This window comes from Candidatus Hinthialibacter antarcticus (genome assembly GCA_030765645.1).
Classification (GTDB): domain Bacteria; phylum Hinthialibacterota; class Hinthialibacteria; order Hinthialibacterales; family Hinthialibacteraceae; genus Hinthialibacter; species Hinthialibacter antarcticus.
In genome coordinates this window covers 13,636-27,138 of record JAVCCE010000029.1, presented here as the reverse complement: position 1 = coordinate 27,138, position 13,503 = coordinate 13,636, and the positions used below count along the sequence as shown (strand labels likewise).

Here is a 13,503-nt window from a genome sequence, read left to right as displayed (position 1 = left end):
TTGCGAACGGAAAAGCCAAAATGACCGCTCTCATTGCTGCAATGCGAAAACTTCTATGTATCCTCAATGTCATCGCCAAACCACTTTCACCAGAAAAAACAACTTGACAACCAAGACAGTCGCTACCCGGCTAAAAAAAACAGGGACGGTCGATTGACCGTCCCTGTTCGTGTTTTACGCGAAAACAAAGGTGCGCTTATTTGCTGAGACGCGCTTTTAATTCTTCCAACTGAGTTCTCATACGCGCGGGCAGTTTGTCGCCAAATTGTTTGAAGTACTCATCCAGGCTGGGCAGTTCTTCCAACATGGCGGCATTATCGACACGCAACAGTTCTTTCATGTCGTCAGCGGGAATGTCGAGGCCGCTGAGGTCGATGGCGCTTTCGGTCGGCAAGTTGCCAAACGGGGTTTTAACCGCATCGCTTTTGCCTTCGAGACGTTCGCAGATCCATTTCAACACGCGGCTGTTTTCGCCAAAGCCCGGCCACAACCATTTTCCGCTTTCGGTTTTACGGAACCAGTTGACGAAGAAGATTTTGGGGGCTTTGTCGCCCAATTTATCGCCCATGTCAAACCAATGCTGGAAGTAGTCGCCCATGTTGTAGCCGCAGAACGGCAACATAGCGAACGGATCGCGGCGCAGTTTGCTGCTGACGTCGAGCGCGGCGGCGGTGCGTTCTGACGCGGCGGTCGCGCCCATGTAAACGCCGTGGTCCCAGCCGAATGATTCGGTCACAAGCGGGATGGTGCTGGCGCGGCGTCCGCCGAACAAGAAGATGTCGATGGGTACGCCTTTGGGGTCTTCCCAATCAGGGCAGATCACCGGGCATTGGCTGGCGGGCGCGGTAAAGCGCGCATTGGGGTGAGCGCCTTTGCGGCCCGATTCAGGGTGCCACTCGCGGCCTAACCAGTTGACGCCGTGACCGCAAGGTTCGTCCATTTCTTCCCACCAGACATCGTCTTCATCGGTCATGACGCAGTTGGTGAAAATCGAGTTCGATTTGATGCTTTCCATCGCCATCGGGTTGGTTTTGTAGCTGGTGCCGGGCGCGACGCCAAAGAAGCCCGCTTCTGGATTGATGCCATAGAGGCGTCCATCGTCGCCGACTTTCATCCAGGCGATGTCGTCGCCGACGCACTCGCATTTCCAACCGGGGATGGTCGGTTCCAACATGGCCAGGTTGGTCTTACCGCAGGCCGAGGGGAACGCGGCGGCGATGTGATATTGTTTGCCTGCAGGACTCGTGAGGCGCAAGATCAACATGTGCTCAGCCATCCAGCCTTCGCGGCGCGCCATAGCGGAAGCGATGCGCAGCGCGAGGCATTTCTTACCCAACAGCGCGTTTCCGCCGTAACCGGAGCCGTAACTCCAGATCAAATTGTCTTCGGGGAAATGAGAGATATATTTCTCTTCAATCGGGGCGCAGGGCCAATGCGAGTCGGCCTTGCCGTCTTCCAATGGAGAGCCGATTGAGTGCAAGCAAGGGATAAACTCGCCGTCGTCGCCCAGGGCTTCGAGAACTTTATCGCCGACGCGGGTCATAATGTGCATGTTAACCACAACATAAGCGCTATCGGTTATCTCAATGCCGACTTTGGCAATGGGCGATCCAATGGGGCCCATGCTGAACGGAATGACGTACAGGGTGCGACCCTTCATGCAGCCGTCGTACGATTTTTTCATGTCTTCTTTTAATTGATCGGGATCTACCCAATTATTGGTCGGGCCGGCGTCTTCCTCATTTTTTGAGGCGATGTAGGTGCGGTCTTCGACGCGGGCGACATCTGAGGGGTCAGATCGAAACAGAAAACTGTTGGGGCGTTTTTTGTCGTCAAGGCGTTGCGCTTGACCAGCGTTGACCATGAGGTGCATCAGGTCGTCGTATTCTTTTTTGCTGCCATCACACCAGACGACTTCGTCGGGTTTACACATGGCTTCTACTTCAGACACCCAGTCAAGCAATTTCTTGTTGTTGGTTTTCGTCATGCTGCGCTCCTTTTTCCAGCGGGAATATCCTTAGAGAACTGGATAAATTTAGATCTATGCGAATGGGGTGGTACTTTGTTATCGTTAAAAGTTAAACTTTTTTGAATCAGTCAGGAAGGAGTTATTTTATCATGTTTATCTATTTACTGAACTCCTTATTATATGGATAATAATTTATCTTGCTTTTTGACTCTTAACCATATCATACCAACCTTTTGAAAAGGCGGAAGCTATGATGAATTAGAATTTGATGAATAATTTACTGTGAAAACCAAGAACCTCGATTTATAGCGCACTTGGTGTATCGAATGATTTTACTGGTTATTTTCTCTGCTATCTACTACTTTTTTATTTTACTTTGCAGCGTTGATGAATCGACTCCCAGCAGATTGCCGTTAAAAGCCATCCGCATAAACGGCAACCCGACGACCGTTAGCAGCCAATAACCGAAAATTGAATATAAAACGCCTACGGCAAAATTGGTTTCGTAAGTCGCATACCCCTGAAACAGGTAGATCAGGGCGGCGTCGCGGGTCCCCATGCCGGCGGTGGTGATTGGTAGAAGCCCGACGAAAATTGCGATGGGCAGCGCAGCGCAGACAAACGCCAACGAAATATCGCTTTGCAGGCTTTGATAACACAGCCAAGTTTGCAAATACGACGCGAACCAGTTGGCGAAGGTAATCAATACGATCCAAAAAAAGGCTGTCGGGTCCGTATAAAGTCGGCGCGACGCCAAAATCACGTCTTCGCCCAGCGTACGGAACTTCTGCGGCAACATTCGGGCCAGCCCAATCGCCAGAAACACAAACGCGCCCACCACGCCAAGAAAGATTGACGCGCCAATGGCGGCGATGAGCGGAAATCCCAACAAAAGCCCCCCAATTGAAGCGCTGAAACTTAACACCGCGACGTCAATCAGGCGCTCTGCGATGAGTAACCCTGTGGTTTGGCCGTAAGGGAGAACTTCTTTAAGAAAGACGACTTTAATCAAGTCGCCGGATTTTGCAGGCGTCACCGCCGCCAACGGCCATGCTGCCAGAATCAATTTAAGGCTGTTCCAGAACGAGATGGGGGCGTCGAGCCGCATCATGATCCACTTCCACCGCAACGCGCTCAAAACCGGAAACACAAAGGTCAGCGCCGCCGCCGCCAACAGCGGCAACCACTGAGCGTTCGCCAGAACCTCAAGCGCCTGCGAGGGGTCTACAGCGGTGAACAGCAGCCCAAAAACGATAACGGTGACAGCCCAAAGAACGAGTTTTTTCATAGGTTCCTACGTTTTATAATTCGTTGTAGAGAATCATATCCGGCTTTTGAGTGCAGCATCAGTATTGCTTGGCGCTATTTTCTCACAACAATTGGTCATAATAGACTCAAAAACAAGCCAACTGCTGCAAAATCATGGCGTAGCGGCAAGCCATTCCGCTTCGGCTTTAGAAAGGTTGAAAGGAATATTATAATTAGACGATTGACTTTTCTGCATTTGAGTAATACAATTTTCTGCTTGTGACTTTTGATCCAAGTCGCCGGAATGGACGATGTAAAAGACCAGACGTAAGAGTAGCGCCTTCTTCGAATCCCCTTCCGTTTGATGGTTGTAATTCCTTGACGTTTTAATTTCGGGAGATGAGTGAATAGGAAAGATCGTGTGCAAGCGCGAACAGTCAAGACGTGCGCATGGCGACTGAAAAAGGCCGAAGCGCAACGAAAGTGAACTTATAAGGGACAAGAGTCCTTAATCCTGTAAGCGAGGAAATATCATGGCAGCAAAGGTACCCCTAGAACGTGTACGCAACATCGGAATCATGGCGCACATCGACGCCGGCAAGACCACAGTAACGGAACGCATCCTATTTTACACCGGGAAGTCGCACAAAATCGGCGAAGTGCATGACGGCGAAGCCACCATGGACTGGATGGACCAGGAACGCGAGCGGGGGATCACCATTACCTCAGCGGCAACCACCTGTTTTTGGCGCGATCACCGCGTCAACATCATTGACACGCCGGGCCACGTCGATTTTACCGTTGAGGTCGAGCGTTCCTTGCGCGTTTTAGACGGCGCCATCGCCTTGTTCTGCGGCGTCGCGGGGGTTGAACCTCAAACCGAAACGGTTTGGCGCCAGGCGCAGAAATATGAAGTGCCCGTGATTGGCTTCGTCAACAAGATGGACCGCGCCGGGGCCGACTTCTTTCGCGTATTAGACTGCATGCAAAAACAACTCAGCGCCAATCCGGTGCCCATCGTCATCCCCATGATGAACGACGACGGCCTCGACGGCGTCATCGACCTGATTCATAACGTCGCTCACTACTACGACGACATGGCGGGCGATAAGCGCCATGACGAACCCGTCCCGGCGGAATACAAAGAAGAGCGCGATAAGTGGTTGAAGTATCTGATTGAAAAAGTCAGCGAGACCGACGAAAAACTTCTCGAAAAATTCTGCGAAGGCGAAGAAATTTCTACCCAGGAACTGATGGACGGCATCCGCCGCGCCACCCTGGCCCGCACTATCACGCCGACGCTTTGCGGCACCGCCTTCAAAAATAAAGGCGTAAAACGCTTGCTTGACGCCGTAGTCGACTTCTTGCCGTCTCCGGTTGATCTGCCTCCCGTCATTGGCCTGCATAATGATAAAGAAGTATCCCGAAGCGCAGACCCCGACGGCCCGGTGGCGGCTTTGGCCTTCAAGGTCATGACCGACAAACACATGGGCAAGATGGTTTTCTTCCGCGTGTATTCAGGCACCATGATGGCGGGTTCATACATTATGAACTCTACGAAGGGCAACAAACAGCGCATTGGCCGCCTCTTGCAGATGCACGCGATTAAGCAAGAGCAAAAAGACCAGATTGACTGCGGCGACATTGGCGTTGCGGTCGGGCTGAGCGACACCACAACCGGCGACACGCTTTGCGATGTGAACCATCCGGTGGTTCTCGAAGCCATTGAGTTTCCGGCGCCGGTTATCGCGGTCAGCATTCAGCCTGAATCAAAAGGCGACAGCGACAAACTCGGCATCGGCCTTGGCAAGTTGGCCGAAGAAGACCCGACCTTTGTGGTCAGTTCCGGCGAAGCCGACGGCGAAACCGTCATCGCGGGCATGGGCGAACTTCACCTCGACATTCTGGTGGACCGCTTAAAACGCGAATTCGGGGTTTCGGCGACGGTTGGCCGTCCTGAGGTCGCTTACCGCGAAACCATGACCAAAGAGTACGACATGAACCACCGCTACGTGAAACAGTCTGGCGGTAAGGGCGACTTCGCTCACGTTACATTTAAACTGGAACCGAATCCGGCGGGCGATGGATTTGAGTTCATTAATAAAATCGTGGGCGGTTCGATTCCACGCGAATACATCCCTGCGGTTGAAAAGGGCATGATCGACGTGATGAAGCGCGGCTGTTTTGCGGGGTACCCCATCGTTGACGTCAAAGCGACGCTTTATGATGGTTCGTATCACGACGTTGACTCGTCCGAACGCGCGTTCCGTACGTGCGCGAGCCAGGCCTTCAGGGAAGCGTTTATGAAATCGAAACCGCAATTGTTAGAGCCGGTCATGCGCGTTTCGGTCACCACGCCGTCTGAATACGCCGGTTCGGTCAACGGCAACCTGTCAGGCAAGCGCGGACGCATCCAAGGCATGGACGCGCTCGGCAACGCCAACATCATTAAGGCGATGGTTCCGCTGGCGGAAATGTTTGGTTACGCGACCGAACTGCGTACCATCACCTCGGGGCGCGGTTCGTTCAGCATGCAGTTTGAGCATTACGAGGCCGTTCCGAACAGCATCGCCGAAGAGATTGTGGAAAACCGCAAAGACAAAATTCATCAGCGCGGCGCGGCGTAAGCCGTTCTGCGCATTATCAACTGCCATCGAAAAGGGCGCGGATTCCGCGCCCTTTTTTTTATTGCCCACCGCTAGTTCTATCCGGTGGGCTGCTTCGATTGATCCCCCCTGGCCCCCCCTTAATAAGGGGGGTGGCGTTGCAAACGCCGGGGGGATTCGGGTGCAACGCGTTTTCTTTTCATGCGGCTCACCAGGAGCCTGCCTATACTCGTATCGGTGAATGCCGTTGTGGACAACGGCGCTCTAGTAAATTGGCTTTTCGCTGTGTAGCAGCGTTATCGGACACCCCTCACCCAGCCTCCTGCCTGCGCCTATTGTTTGTGTCATTGCGAGCAGAGCGAAGCAATCCCGGTATCAATACGAGAGATTACTTCGGTCGTCCGCTGTGGCGGGCTCCCTCGTAATGACACTCATGTTACGTTTTGATTTCATCATTCTTTCATTGCAAAAATCAGCATGGTTTGCATCAAGGGCTGGCTTCATTTTATTCAGCCTTGCCCTTGCCACTCATCTAGATACAACACAAAAAGGCGGCGAGGCCGCCCTCTACTTCTCTACACGCACGGCCAAAATTAAATAGCGTTTGCGGCCGGTGGGTTCGGTGGAAGTTGAAAAGCCGCCGCTGGACAGCGTGTTCGATTGCAGCGTCCCCTGGCTGTTGTAACGCACCGGGACGCCGCCGAAAGCCTCCCAGTCCCGGTCGTCCACCAACACCGCTGAACTGATAATCGGCATCGGCTCGTCGCGCCCTGCCCGCGAAACCGAATCAAGCCGCACCTTGGGGGCGTCATCAACGCCGCCAGCGGTGATGCGGGTGCGCTCGGCGGTGTTCTGCGGCAGGTAAAACAATTCGAGCTTGGCTTTGATCGCGTCCTTGGTTTTTCCCTTAGGGGTGATGCGCAGGTAATGGTCGGGAAACACCAGCGCGACCGCGTCCTCGTCGCTGAACGTCGACAGGCGGATGGTGTTCGACAACTCAAACGCGGGGTAGTCAAAATACTTGCGCAGGGTCAGGCCCATGTCGCCCAGTTCTTTGGGTAAGGCGCCGCGAATTCCGGTCGAGTCGGCAAAAATGACCCGCACCTGTAAGCGAAACACGTCCACGCCGTCGTCATCAGCGCAGAAAAGCGGCTGTAATATGAATACGCTTAATAATAGAAAAATGAGCGTCTTTTTCATTGTAAGTCTCCCATAGCGCCTACGCGATTTCGCCAAGCGCTTGCCAAGATACTATCACATAGAGCAAAAACCGTGCTGATTATCTCCACAACGCTGGGGAGGCGGCGTCCCAACCGCTATACTTTTATTCTTGTTTCAAATTACGTAATAGGAATGAAAACATGGCGGATACCAAGAAGACGCTGCGTGACGAGCGCATCGAAATGATTAACGAATTACGGTCGTTGGGCGTGAATCCCTATCCTGACCGTTACGAGAAGACCCACTCGCTCAAAGCAGCCAACCAGCTCGAAGAAGGCGCCAAAGGCGTCAAGGTCGCGGGCCGGGTGATTGCCATTCGCAAGATGGGCAAACTCAGTTTCGCCCATATTCAAGACGTCGAAGCGAAACTGCAATTGTGTTTCACCAAAAACGACCTGGGCGACGAACAATATACCTTCTTCAAAAAATACGTTGACATCGGCGACTTCATCGGCGTTGAGGGCGAGATGTTCGTCACCAAGACGGGCGAGACCACCGTCAAAGCCGATTCGATGCAGCTGCTCGCCAAGTCGCTGCAGACCCTGCCCGAAAAATGGCACGGCCTCACCGACCTCGAGACGCGCTACCGCCGCCGCTATCTCGATCTGATCATGAACGAAGACTCGCGCAAATGCTTCACGCTGCGCGCCGCCGTGATTAAGACCATCCGCCGTTTTCTCGAAGACGACAGCTTCATCGAAGTCGAAACCCCTATCCTGCAATCGAAGCCGTCGGGCGCATTGGCCAAGCCGTTCGTCACTCATCACAATTCGATGGACATCGACGTGTTTCTGCGCATCGCGCCGGAGACTTACCTCAAGCGCTTGATCGTCGGCGGTTATGACAAGGTGTTTGAGTTCGCCAAGTGTTTTCGCAATGAGGGCATCTCCGCCGCGCACTTGCAGGAATTCATGATGCTTGAATATTACGCGGCCTATTGGAACTTTGAAGACAACATGGATTATACCGAGCGCATGTTGGCGCATACCGTCGAGACCGTGTGCGGCTCGATGCAGGTGGAATACATGGGGCAGACGATTGACTTCACCACGCCCTGGCCGCGCAAGTCGCTGCAAGAATTGATTGAGCAATACGCCGGCATCGACATCAACGAACACAAAACCAAAGAAGCGCTCATGCAGGCGATTTCTGACAAGAGCATCAAACTCGAAGACATTGACCTTGGCGGATTAGGCTGGGGCGCGCTGGTGGATGTTCTTTATAAAAAGACCTGCCGTCCGAACCTGGTCGCGCCGCTGTTTTTAACCTCGCACCCCAAAGAACTTTCGCCGCTGGCGCGCGCCAACGATGACGATCCCACCATCACCGACCGCTTTCAATTGGTGGTCGCGGGCATGGAAATCGTCAACGCGTATTCAGAACTGGTCGATCCGGTCGACCAGCGCGACCGCTTGATGTCTCAACAAAACCTGCGTGACGCGGGCGACGATGAGGCCATGCCGTTCGATGAAGATTACGTTCACTGTATGGAATACGGCATGCCGCCGATCTCCGGCTGGGGCATGGGCATCGACCGCTTCACCGCGCTGCTCACCAATGAAGAGAATATCAAAAACACGGTCTATTTCCCGCTGATGCGCCCGCTGCAATCGAAAGCAGAGGAAGAATAAACACGCATCTAAGCGATATCAATAACAATGATTACGAAAAAGTAATTCGACATATCCATTAGTGATAAACCAACATTGGCATGGGTGCGACTCTGAGAGCGCCTGTGCAATAGGGCCTGAAAGCCCGCACTGAAGCGAGCAGAGTTGCGCCCATGCCTTTCTCAACGAACGATCTCGTATTTTTGAGATGCGTTCTAACTAGGAACGATGTACAATCAATGAACTCACAAAAGCCGCTCCCAAAAGGACGGCTTTTATTTTTTTCAGAACGAGGCGGCTTATGAATTGGCGACGGTCGGTATGGTTGGTGTTAGGCGCGACATTGTTGTTTCCCCCGGCGGGATTGATCCTGCTGTGGCTGCGACAGGGAACCAAGTGGTGGAAGAAAGTATTGGTCTCGTTTCCGATTCTTATTTTCTGTTTGGTTTATGTGATGCTGAGCCTTTTTGCCGGAATCCAACTGAACATCATCGAACCCACTGGCGGCATGGACGGCATCATGTTCACCCAAAGCCGATATGACCAGATACCAGCGAGCCGTGAGCCTGTTACGGTGGATGCAACTCTCGTCGATGAAGAATTCGGCGCCTATTGGACGCAGTTTCGCGGCCCCAACCGCGACGGCAAATACGACCAAACCCCCATCTTGACCGACTGGCCCGAAGCCGGGCCGCCTCAACTGTGGAAGCAACCCTGCGGCGGCGGGTATTCCTCATTCGCCATCGCCAATGGGATCGCCTACACCATCGAGCAACGCGGCGAGCAGGAATTTGCGGTTGCCTATGAGTTAGTCAGCGGGCGCGAAGTTTGGGCCCACAGTTGGACGGCGAATTTTTTTGAATCTCTGGGCGGCGGCGGGCCGCGCTCGACCCCGACATGGGATGACGGGCGCGTTTATGTCGCAGGCGCCACGGGCGAACTGTGGTGTCTAGACGCAGAAACGGGCGACGTAATTTGGAACAAGAACATCCAGGAAAATGCGACGAATTTTTATTACGGCGTCTCCGGCTCGCCGCTGATCGTTGACGACATGCTGATCGTCCAACCCAGTGGAAAAGAAGGCGCTTCATTCATCGCCTTCAACAAAACCAATGGAGAAGAAATCTGGAGTGCGCTCGAAGAGAAAAACGAATACGCCTCGCCTGTAGTCGTAACCCTCGCCGGACAGCGGCAGATTGTATCGTATACCGACAAGCGCTACGTCGGCCTCAAGATTGAAGACGGCGCCTTGCTTTGGGATCACCCGGTGCAAAATCCCAACGCGGTCCACATGGTGCAACCGTTGTTGATTGATGAAAACCGCGTGTTCCATTCCGCCAGTTATGGGACAGGCTGCGAGATGTTTTCAGTCACCCAAGATAACGGCGTCTTCAAGGCGGAACGGCTTTGGAAGAACAACCGCATGAAGAACAAGTTCGCCAGTTCGATCTTGCATGACGGCTTCATCTATGGCCTCGACGAATCAATATTCTCTTGCATGAATCCAGAAAACGGCGAGCGCGTCTGGAAAGGCGGGCGCTATGGCTACGGGCAGTTTCTTTTCGCCAGCGGGCACATTGTCCTCATCACCGAACGCGGCGAACTTGTTTTTATGAAAGCCACGCCCGACGGTCATCAAGAGCTCGCGCGGGTCCCTGCCATTGAAGGCAAGACCTGGAACGCGCCCGCGATGTCGGATGGTTTTTTATTGGTACGCAACGCCGCCGAGATGGCGTGTTATGACCTGCGTCCGGCGGTTGAATAACCCCGCCGTTTATCAATTCGTTGCAAATCAATTAGGCATGGGTGCAACTCTGAGAGCGCCTGTGCAAAAAGGCGGAGCCGCACTAAAGAGAGCAGAGTTGTACCCATGCCGCACCCAACGCTAAATCGAATTGTTTCTTAGATGGCTTATTCGTATTTCTTGCGGCCCCAAAGGTGAGGCTGATTCCAGAGGACGCTTGAATCGGTCCGAACATAACCGCTGCATCTCTTAGAAAACAGGCCAGCGTTATTACAATAGAGTGGCCTGAATGTAAATTCGTCATACTTCATTTCGGCTCGCCGGGAGCCGCGCCTGCGGCAGGCAGGACTCGCCCTCCCCGGCAAAAGATATTTTTAGGAGACAACCATGAAGAAGATTGGATTCGTCGGCATCGGTCTGATGGGCCTGCCCATGTCGCGCAACTTAATGAAGGCCGGATACGAACTCTATGTTTACAATCGCACCGCCGCAAAGTGCGATCCGCTTAAAGACGAAGGCGCGACCGTTTGCGCAACGCCGAAAGCCGTCGGCGAACAATGCGAACTGGTATTCACCTGCGTGGGCGACGTCCCTGACGTAGAAGAAGTGGTCCTGGGGCCGAACGGCGTGTCGCAGGGGCTGGCGTCAGGCGGCGTCATTATTGACTGCACCACCAGCTCGCCCAAACTCGCGCAGGAAATGCACGCCAAACTCAAAGAGAAAGGCATCGACATTCTCGACGCCCCCGTCAGCGGCGGGCCTGAGGGCGCCAAACAAGGCACGCTGTCGGTCATGGTGGGCGGCGACGACGACGTGTTTGCGAAAGCCAAACCCGTGCTCGAAGCGGTCGGCAAGACCATCACCCATATCGGCCCGGCGGGCGCAGGGCAGATCACCAAGGGCGTCAATCAGATCGTGCTCGCGGTCAACATGATGGGCATCGCCGAGGGCATCATCTTCGCGCAAAAGAGCGGCCTCGACCCCAACAAAGTGCTAGAAGCCATCGGCGGCGGCGCGGCAGGCTCGTGGATCATGCCCAAGCGCGGCCCGCTGATGATCGACGAAAAATTTGAGACGCCGTTCTTTAAGATCGGCCATCACACCAAAGACATGCGCATCGCCACCGAATGGGCGAAAGAGATCGGCGCCAATCTCGAACTGGCGGGGCGTTTGTATGACATGATGAAGCCGATTGTGGATGAAGGCAAATTCGACTTCGACCACTCATCGCTGTTTCTCCACGCCAAACGCGCCAACGAGTAAACCCACCAGAACACACACATTCAAAAGCCGGGGCGAGAGGATCGTCCCGGCTTTTTTTTCACGATGCGAGTTCGTTATTCGTTCGGGTTGAGCGGCGGCGGTTGGGGGGCGCTTGATTGCGGCGGGGCGCCGTCATTCTTAAATAATTCGCCAGTCTCTTGTGAGAGCATGACATACAAACTGTAAACGCCCAGCGCCGTGCCGAAGGGAAAATTCACCAGATTCAAAATCGAAAGCACAATCACCAAGATGCGCGCCCACTGCTGATGACTCAGCAGCCCGATGCCGCCGATCAGCCCGGGGACGCTGGTCACGATGATGAGAAAAAAGATAAACCCGCCGATGGTGGCAATGATCGGCATGGCAATCATCGCTTCATCACCTGGAGCAGAGACGCCGACAATCGCGGTCACGCTGCCAAATATCAGCAGCATCAACAACGCCATCAATAAACCCAGCGCGCCAAATACAATATGTAAAATCGCAACGATCTTAACCTGAGCGTCCATTGTTTCGGTCTCCCCTATGCGCGGTGAATGCGCAACTCTTCTGTCGTTATACCTTATATACGAACCAATTGCGACAGACTTTCAGGATTTTTTGAATTTTATGTCCGGTGGCGGTAGTCGGCGTTGATATCGACGTACTCTTTCGAGAAGTCGGTGGTGATGTACCAGTCCGACGCGTCGCCCGCGTTCAGCGCCAGGCGGAAAGTATATTCATCACCCAGCATGATCTGATGGGCGGCGTCTTCGGAAAACTTCGCCGGTTGGCCGTTGGCGAACAACTGAATGTCGTCCAGCCAGAGGTCGGCGCGGTCGAGATCGAGATCGACGCCGCTATAACCCGCCGCGTTGATGATGCGCCCCCAGTTAGGGTCGCAGCCGTGCAGCGCGGTTTTGACCAGCGGCGAAATCGCAATGGTTTTGGCGACTTGAGTCGCGTCTTGTTTGCTGGCGGCGCCTTCGACTTTGATGTACGCCACTTTGGTCACGCCCTCGCCGTCATGCGCCAGACGCAACACCATATCGCTGCATAGATCATTCAGCGCATTCGCGAACGCTTCGCCGGTTTCGCCCTCGGGGTCAATTTCAACGCCGGACGCCCCGTTCGCCAACAGCAGCACGGTGTCGTCGCAGCTGGTGTCGCCGTCGATGGTGAGGCGGTTGAAGGTCTGGTCGCAGGCCTCGCGTAGATACGTCGACGCGGCTTGCGGCGAAAGTTTTGCGTCGCAGGAAATGAACGACAACATGGTCGCCATGTTGGGGTGGATCATGCCCGAGCCTTTGGCGGACGCGCCTAGGGTGAAGGTTTTTCCGTTCATGGTCACTTTGCGCGCGCTGAATTTGGCAACCGTATCCGTCGTCATCATGGCGCGGGCGAAGTCGGCGCCGCCCTCGCGGTTGAGGTTCGGCAGCAGGGCGTCGATGCCCGCCAACACTTTATCCATCGGCAAAAACGCGCCGATCACCCCGGTCGAGTTGGGCAGCGCGTCATTCTCAGCCAGGCCGAGTTTTTCTGCGATATGTCGCGCGATGGCTTGCGCGTCTTTGAGGCCCTGGTCGCCGGTGCAAGCGTTGGCGTTGCCGCTATTCACGTACACCGCTTGCGCGTAGCCGTCTTGGATCGAACGATGGGTGGTCAACAGCGACGCGCCTTTGAGGCGGTTGGTGGTAAACACCCCGGCGGCGGCGCAGCGCGATTCTGAGACCAACACGCCGATATCCAACGCACCGCTTTTTTTGATTCCAGCGGCGACGCCGCCCGCGCGAAAGCCTTGCGGCGAGGTCACGCCGCCTGATTCGATGGTTTCAATGGTATAAGACATTGCGAGTTTGTTTC

9 protein-coding genes are annotated in these 13,503 nt (G+C 54.3%); 4 read left to right on the top strand and 5 right to left on the bottom strand.

Translation table 11 applies throughout. From position 1 onward, the window contains the following. Positions 1 to 196: 196 nt before the first annotated feature. The gene (locus tag P9L94_07770; GenBank protein MDP8243963.1) at positions 197 to 1,987 is read right to left on the bottom strand and encodes a phosphoenolpyruvate carboxykinase (GTP); all 1,791 of its coding nucleotides are present in this window, start codon (positions 1,985 to 1,987) and stop codon (positions 197 to 199) included. 340 nt (positions 1,988 to 2,327) lie between these two features. Beyond that, positions 2,328 to 3,257 carry a lysylphosphatidylglycerol synthase transmembrane domain-containing protein gene (locus P9L94_07765; protein ID MDP8243962.1) on the bottom strand — a complete coding sequence of 310 codons (930 nt, stop codon included), beginning with the start codon at positions 3,255 to 3,257 and terminating at the stop codon, positions 2,328 to 2,330. 493 nt (positions 3,258 to 3,750) lie between these two features. On the opposite strand from P9L94_07765, the gene fusA reads away from it, so the two are divergent. Then, positions 3,751 to 5,844: an elongation factor G gene (gene fusA, locus P9L94_07760; protein ID MDP8243961.1), complete on the top strand. Its 2,094-nt coding sequence runs from the start codon at positions 3,751 to 3,753 to the stop codon at positions 5,842 to 5,844. A gap of 546 nt (positions 5,845 to 6,390) precedes the next feature. On the opposite strand, the gene P9L94_07755 is transcribed toward fusA, so the two are convergent. Next, positions 6,391 to 7,023 carry a hypothetical protein gene (locus P9L94_07755; GenBank protein ID MDP8243960.1) on the bottom strand — a complete coding sequence of 211 codons (633 nt, stop codon included), beginning with the start codon at positions 7,021 to 7,023 and terminating at the stop codon, positions 6,391 to 6,393. 161 nt (positions 7,024 to 7,184) lie between these two features. On the opposite strand from P9L94_07755, the gene lysS reads away from it, so the two are divergent. The 3 genes from lysS (at position 7,185) to P9L94_07740 (ending at position 11,661) form a co-directional block, all read left to right on the top strand. Next, a complete protein-coding gene (gene lysS, locus P9L94_07750) occupies positions 7,185 to 8,675 on the top strand; it encodes a lysine--tRNA ligase (protein MDP8243959.1) in 1,491 nt (496 codons plus the stop codon). Positions 8,676 to 8,955: 280 nt separating this feature from the next. Then, positions 8,956 to 10,419, top strand: a complete 1,464-nt coding sequence (locus P9L94_07745) for a PQQ-like beta-propeller repeat protein (GenBank protein ID MDP8243958.1) — start codon at positions 8,956 to 8,958, stop codon at positions 10,417 to 10,419. A gap of 366 nt (positions 10,420 to 10,785) precedes the next feature. Then, the gene (locus P9L94_07740; GenBank protein MDP8243957.1) at positions 10,786 to 11,661 is read left to right on the top strand and encodes an NAD(P)-dependent oxidoreductase; all 876 of its coding nucleotides are present in this window, start codon (positions 10,786 to 10,788) and stop codon (positions 11,659 to 11,661) included. Positions 11,662 to 11,735: 74 nt separating this feature from the next. Here the strand turns inward: P9L94_07740 and P9L94_07735 are convergent, their stop codons facing one another. Together P9L94_07735 and argJ are read right to left on the bottom strand one after the other, a co-directional pair. Continuing rightward, positions 11,736 to 12,170 carry a hypothetical protein gene (locus P9L94_07735; protein ID MDP8243956.1) on the bottom strand — a complete coding sequence of 145 codons (435 nt, stop codon included), beginning with the start codon at positions 12,168 to 12,170 and terminating at the stop codon, positions 11,736 to 11,738. A gap of 98 nt (positions 12,171 to 12,268) precedes the next feature. Further along, positions 12,269 to 13,489: a bifunctional glutamate N-acetyltransferase/amino-acid acetyltransferase ArgJ gene (argJ, locus tag P9L94_07730; GenBank protein MDP8243955.1), complete on the bottom strand. Its 1,221-nt coding sequence runs from the start codon at positions 13,487 to 13,489 to the stop codon at positions 12,269 to 12,271. Positions 13,490 to 13,503 lie beyond the last annotated feature (14 nt).

Bases quoted from the DNA above. Each gene is read 5' to 3' on its own strand.
- P9L94_07770 (MDP8243963.1), bottom strand. From the start codon at position 1,987: ATGACGAAAACCAACAACAAGAAATTGCTTGACTGGGTGTCTGAAGTA.
- P9L94_07765 (MDP8243962.1), bottom strand. From the start codon at position 3,257: ATGAAAAAACTCGTTCTTTGGGCTGTCACCGTTATCGTTTTTGGGCTG.
- fusA (MDP8243961.1), top strand. From the start codon at position 3,751: ATGGCAGCAAAGGTACCCCTAGAACGTGTACGCAACATCGGAATCATG.
- P9L94_07755 (MDP8243960.1), bottom strand. From the start codon at position 7,023: ATGAAAAAGACGCTCATTTTTCTATTATTAAGCGTATTCATATTACAG.
- lysS (MDP8243959.1), top strand. From the start codon at position 7,185: ATGGCGGATACCAAGAAGACGCTGCGTGACGAGCGCATCGAAATGATT.
- P9L94_07745 (MDP8243958.1), top strand. From the start codon at position 8,956: ATGAATTGGCGACGGTCGGTATGGTTGGTGTTAGGCGCGACATTGTTG.
- P9L94_07740 (MDP8243957.1), top strand. From the start codon at position 10,786: ATGAAGAAGATTGGATTCGTCGGCATCGGTCTGATGGGCCTGCCCATG.
- P9L94_07735 (MDP8243956.1), bottom strand. From the start codon at position 12,170: ATGGACGCTCAGGTTAAGATCGTTGCGATTTTACATATTGTATTTGGC.
- argJ (MDP8243955.1), bottom strand. From the start codon at position 13,489: ATGTCTTATACCATTGAAACCATCGAATCAGGCGGCGTGACCTCGCCG.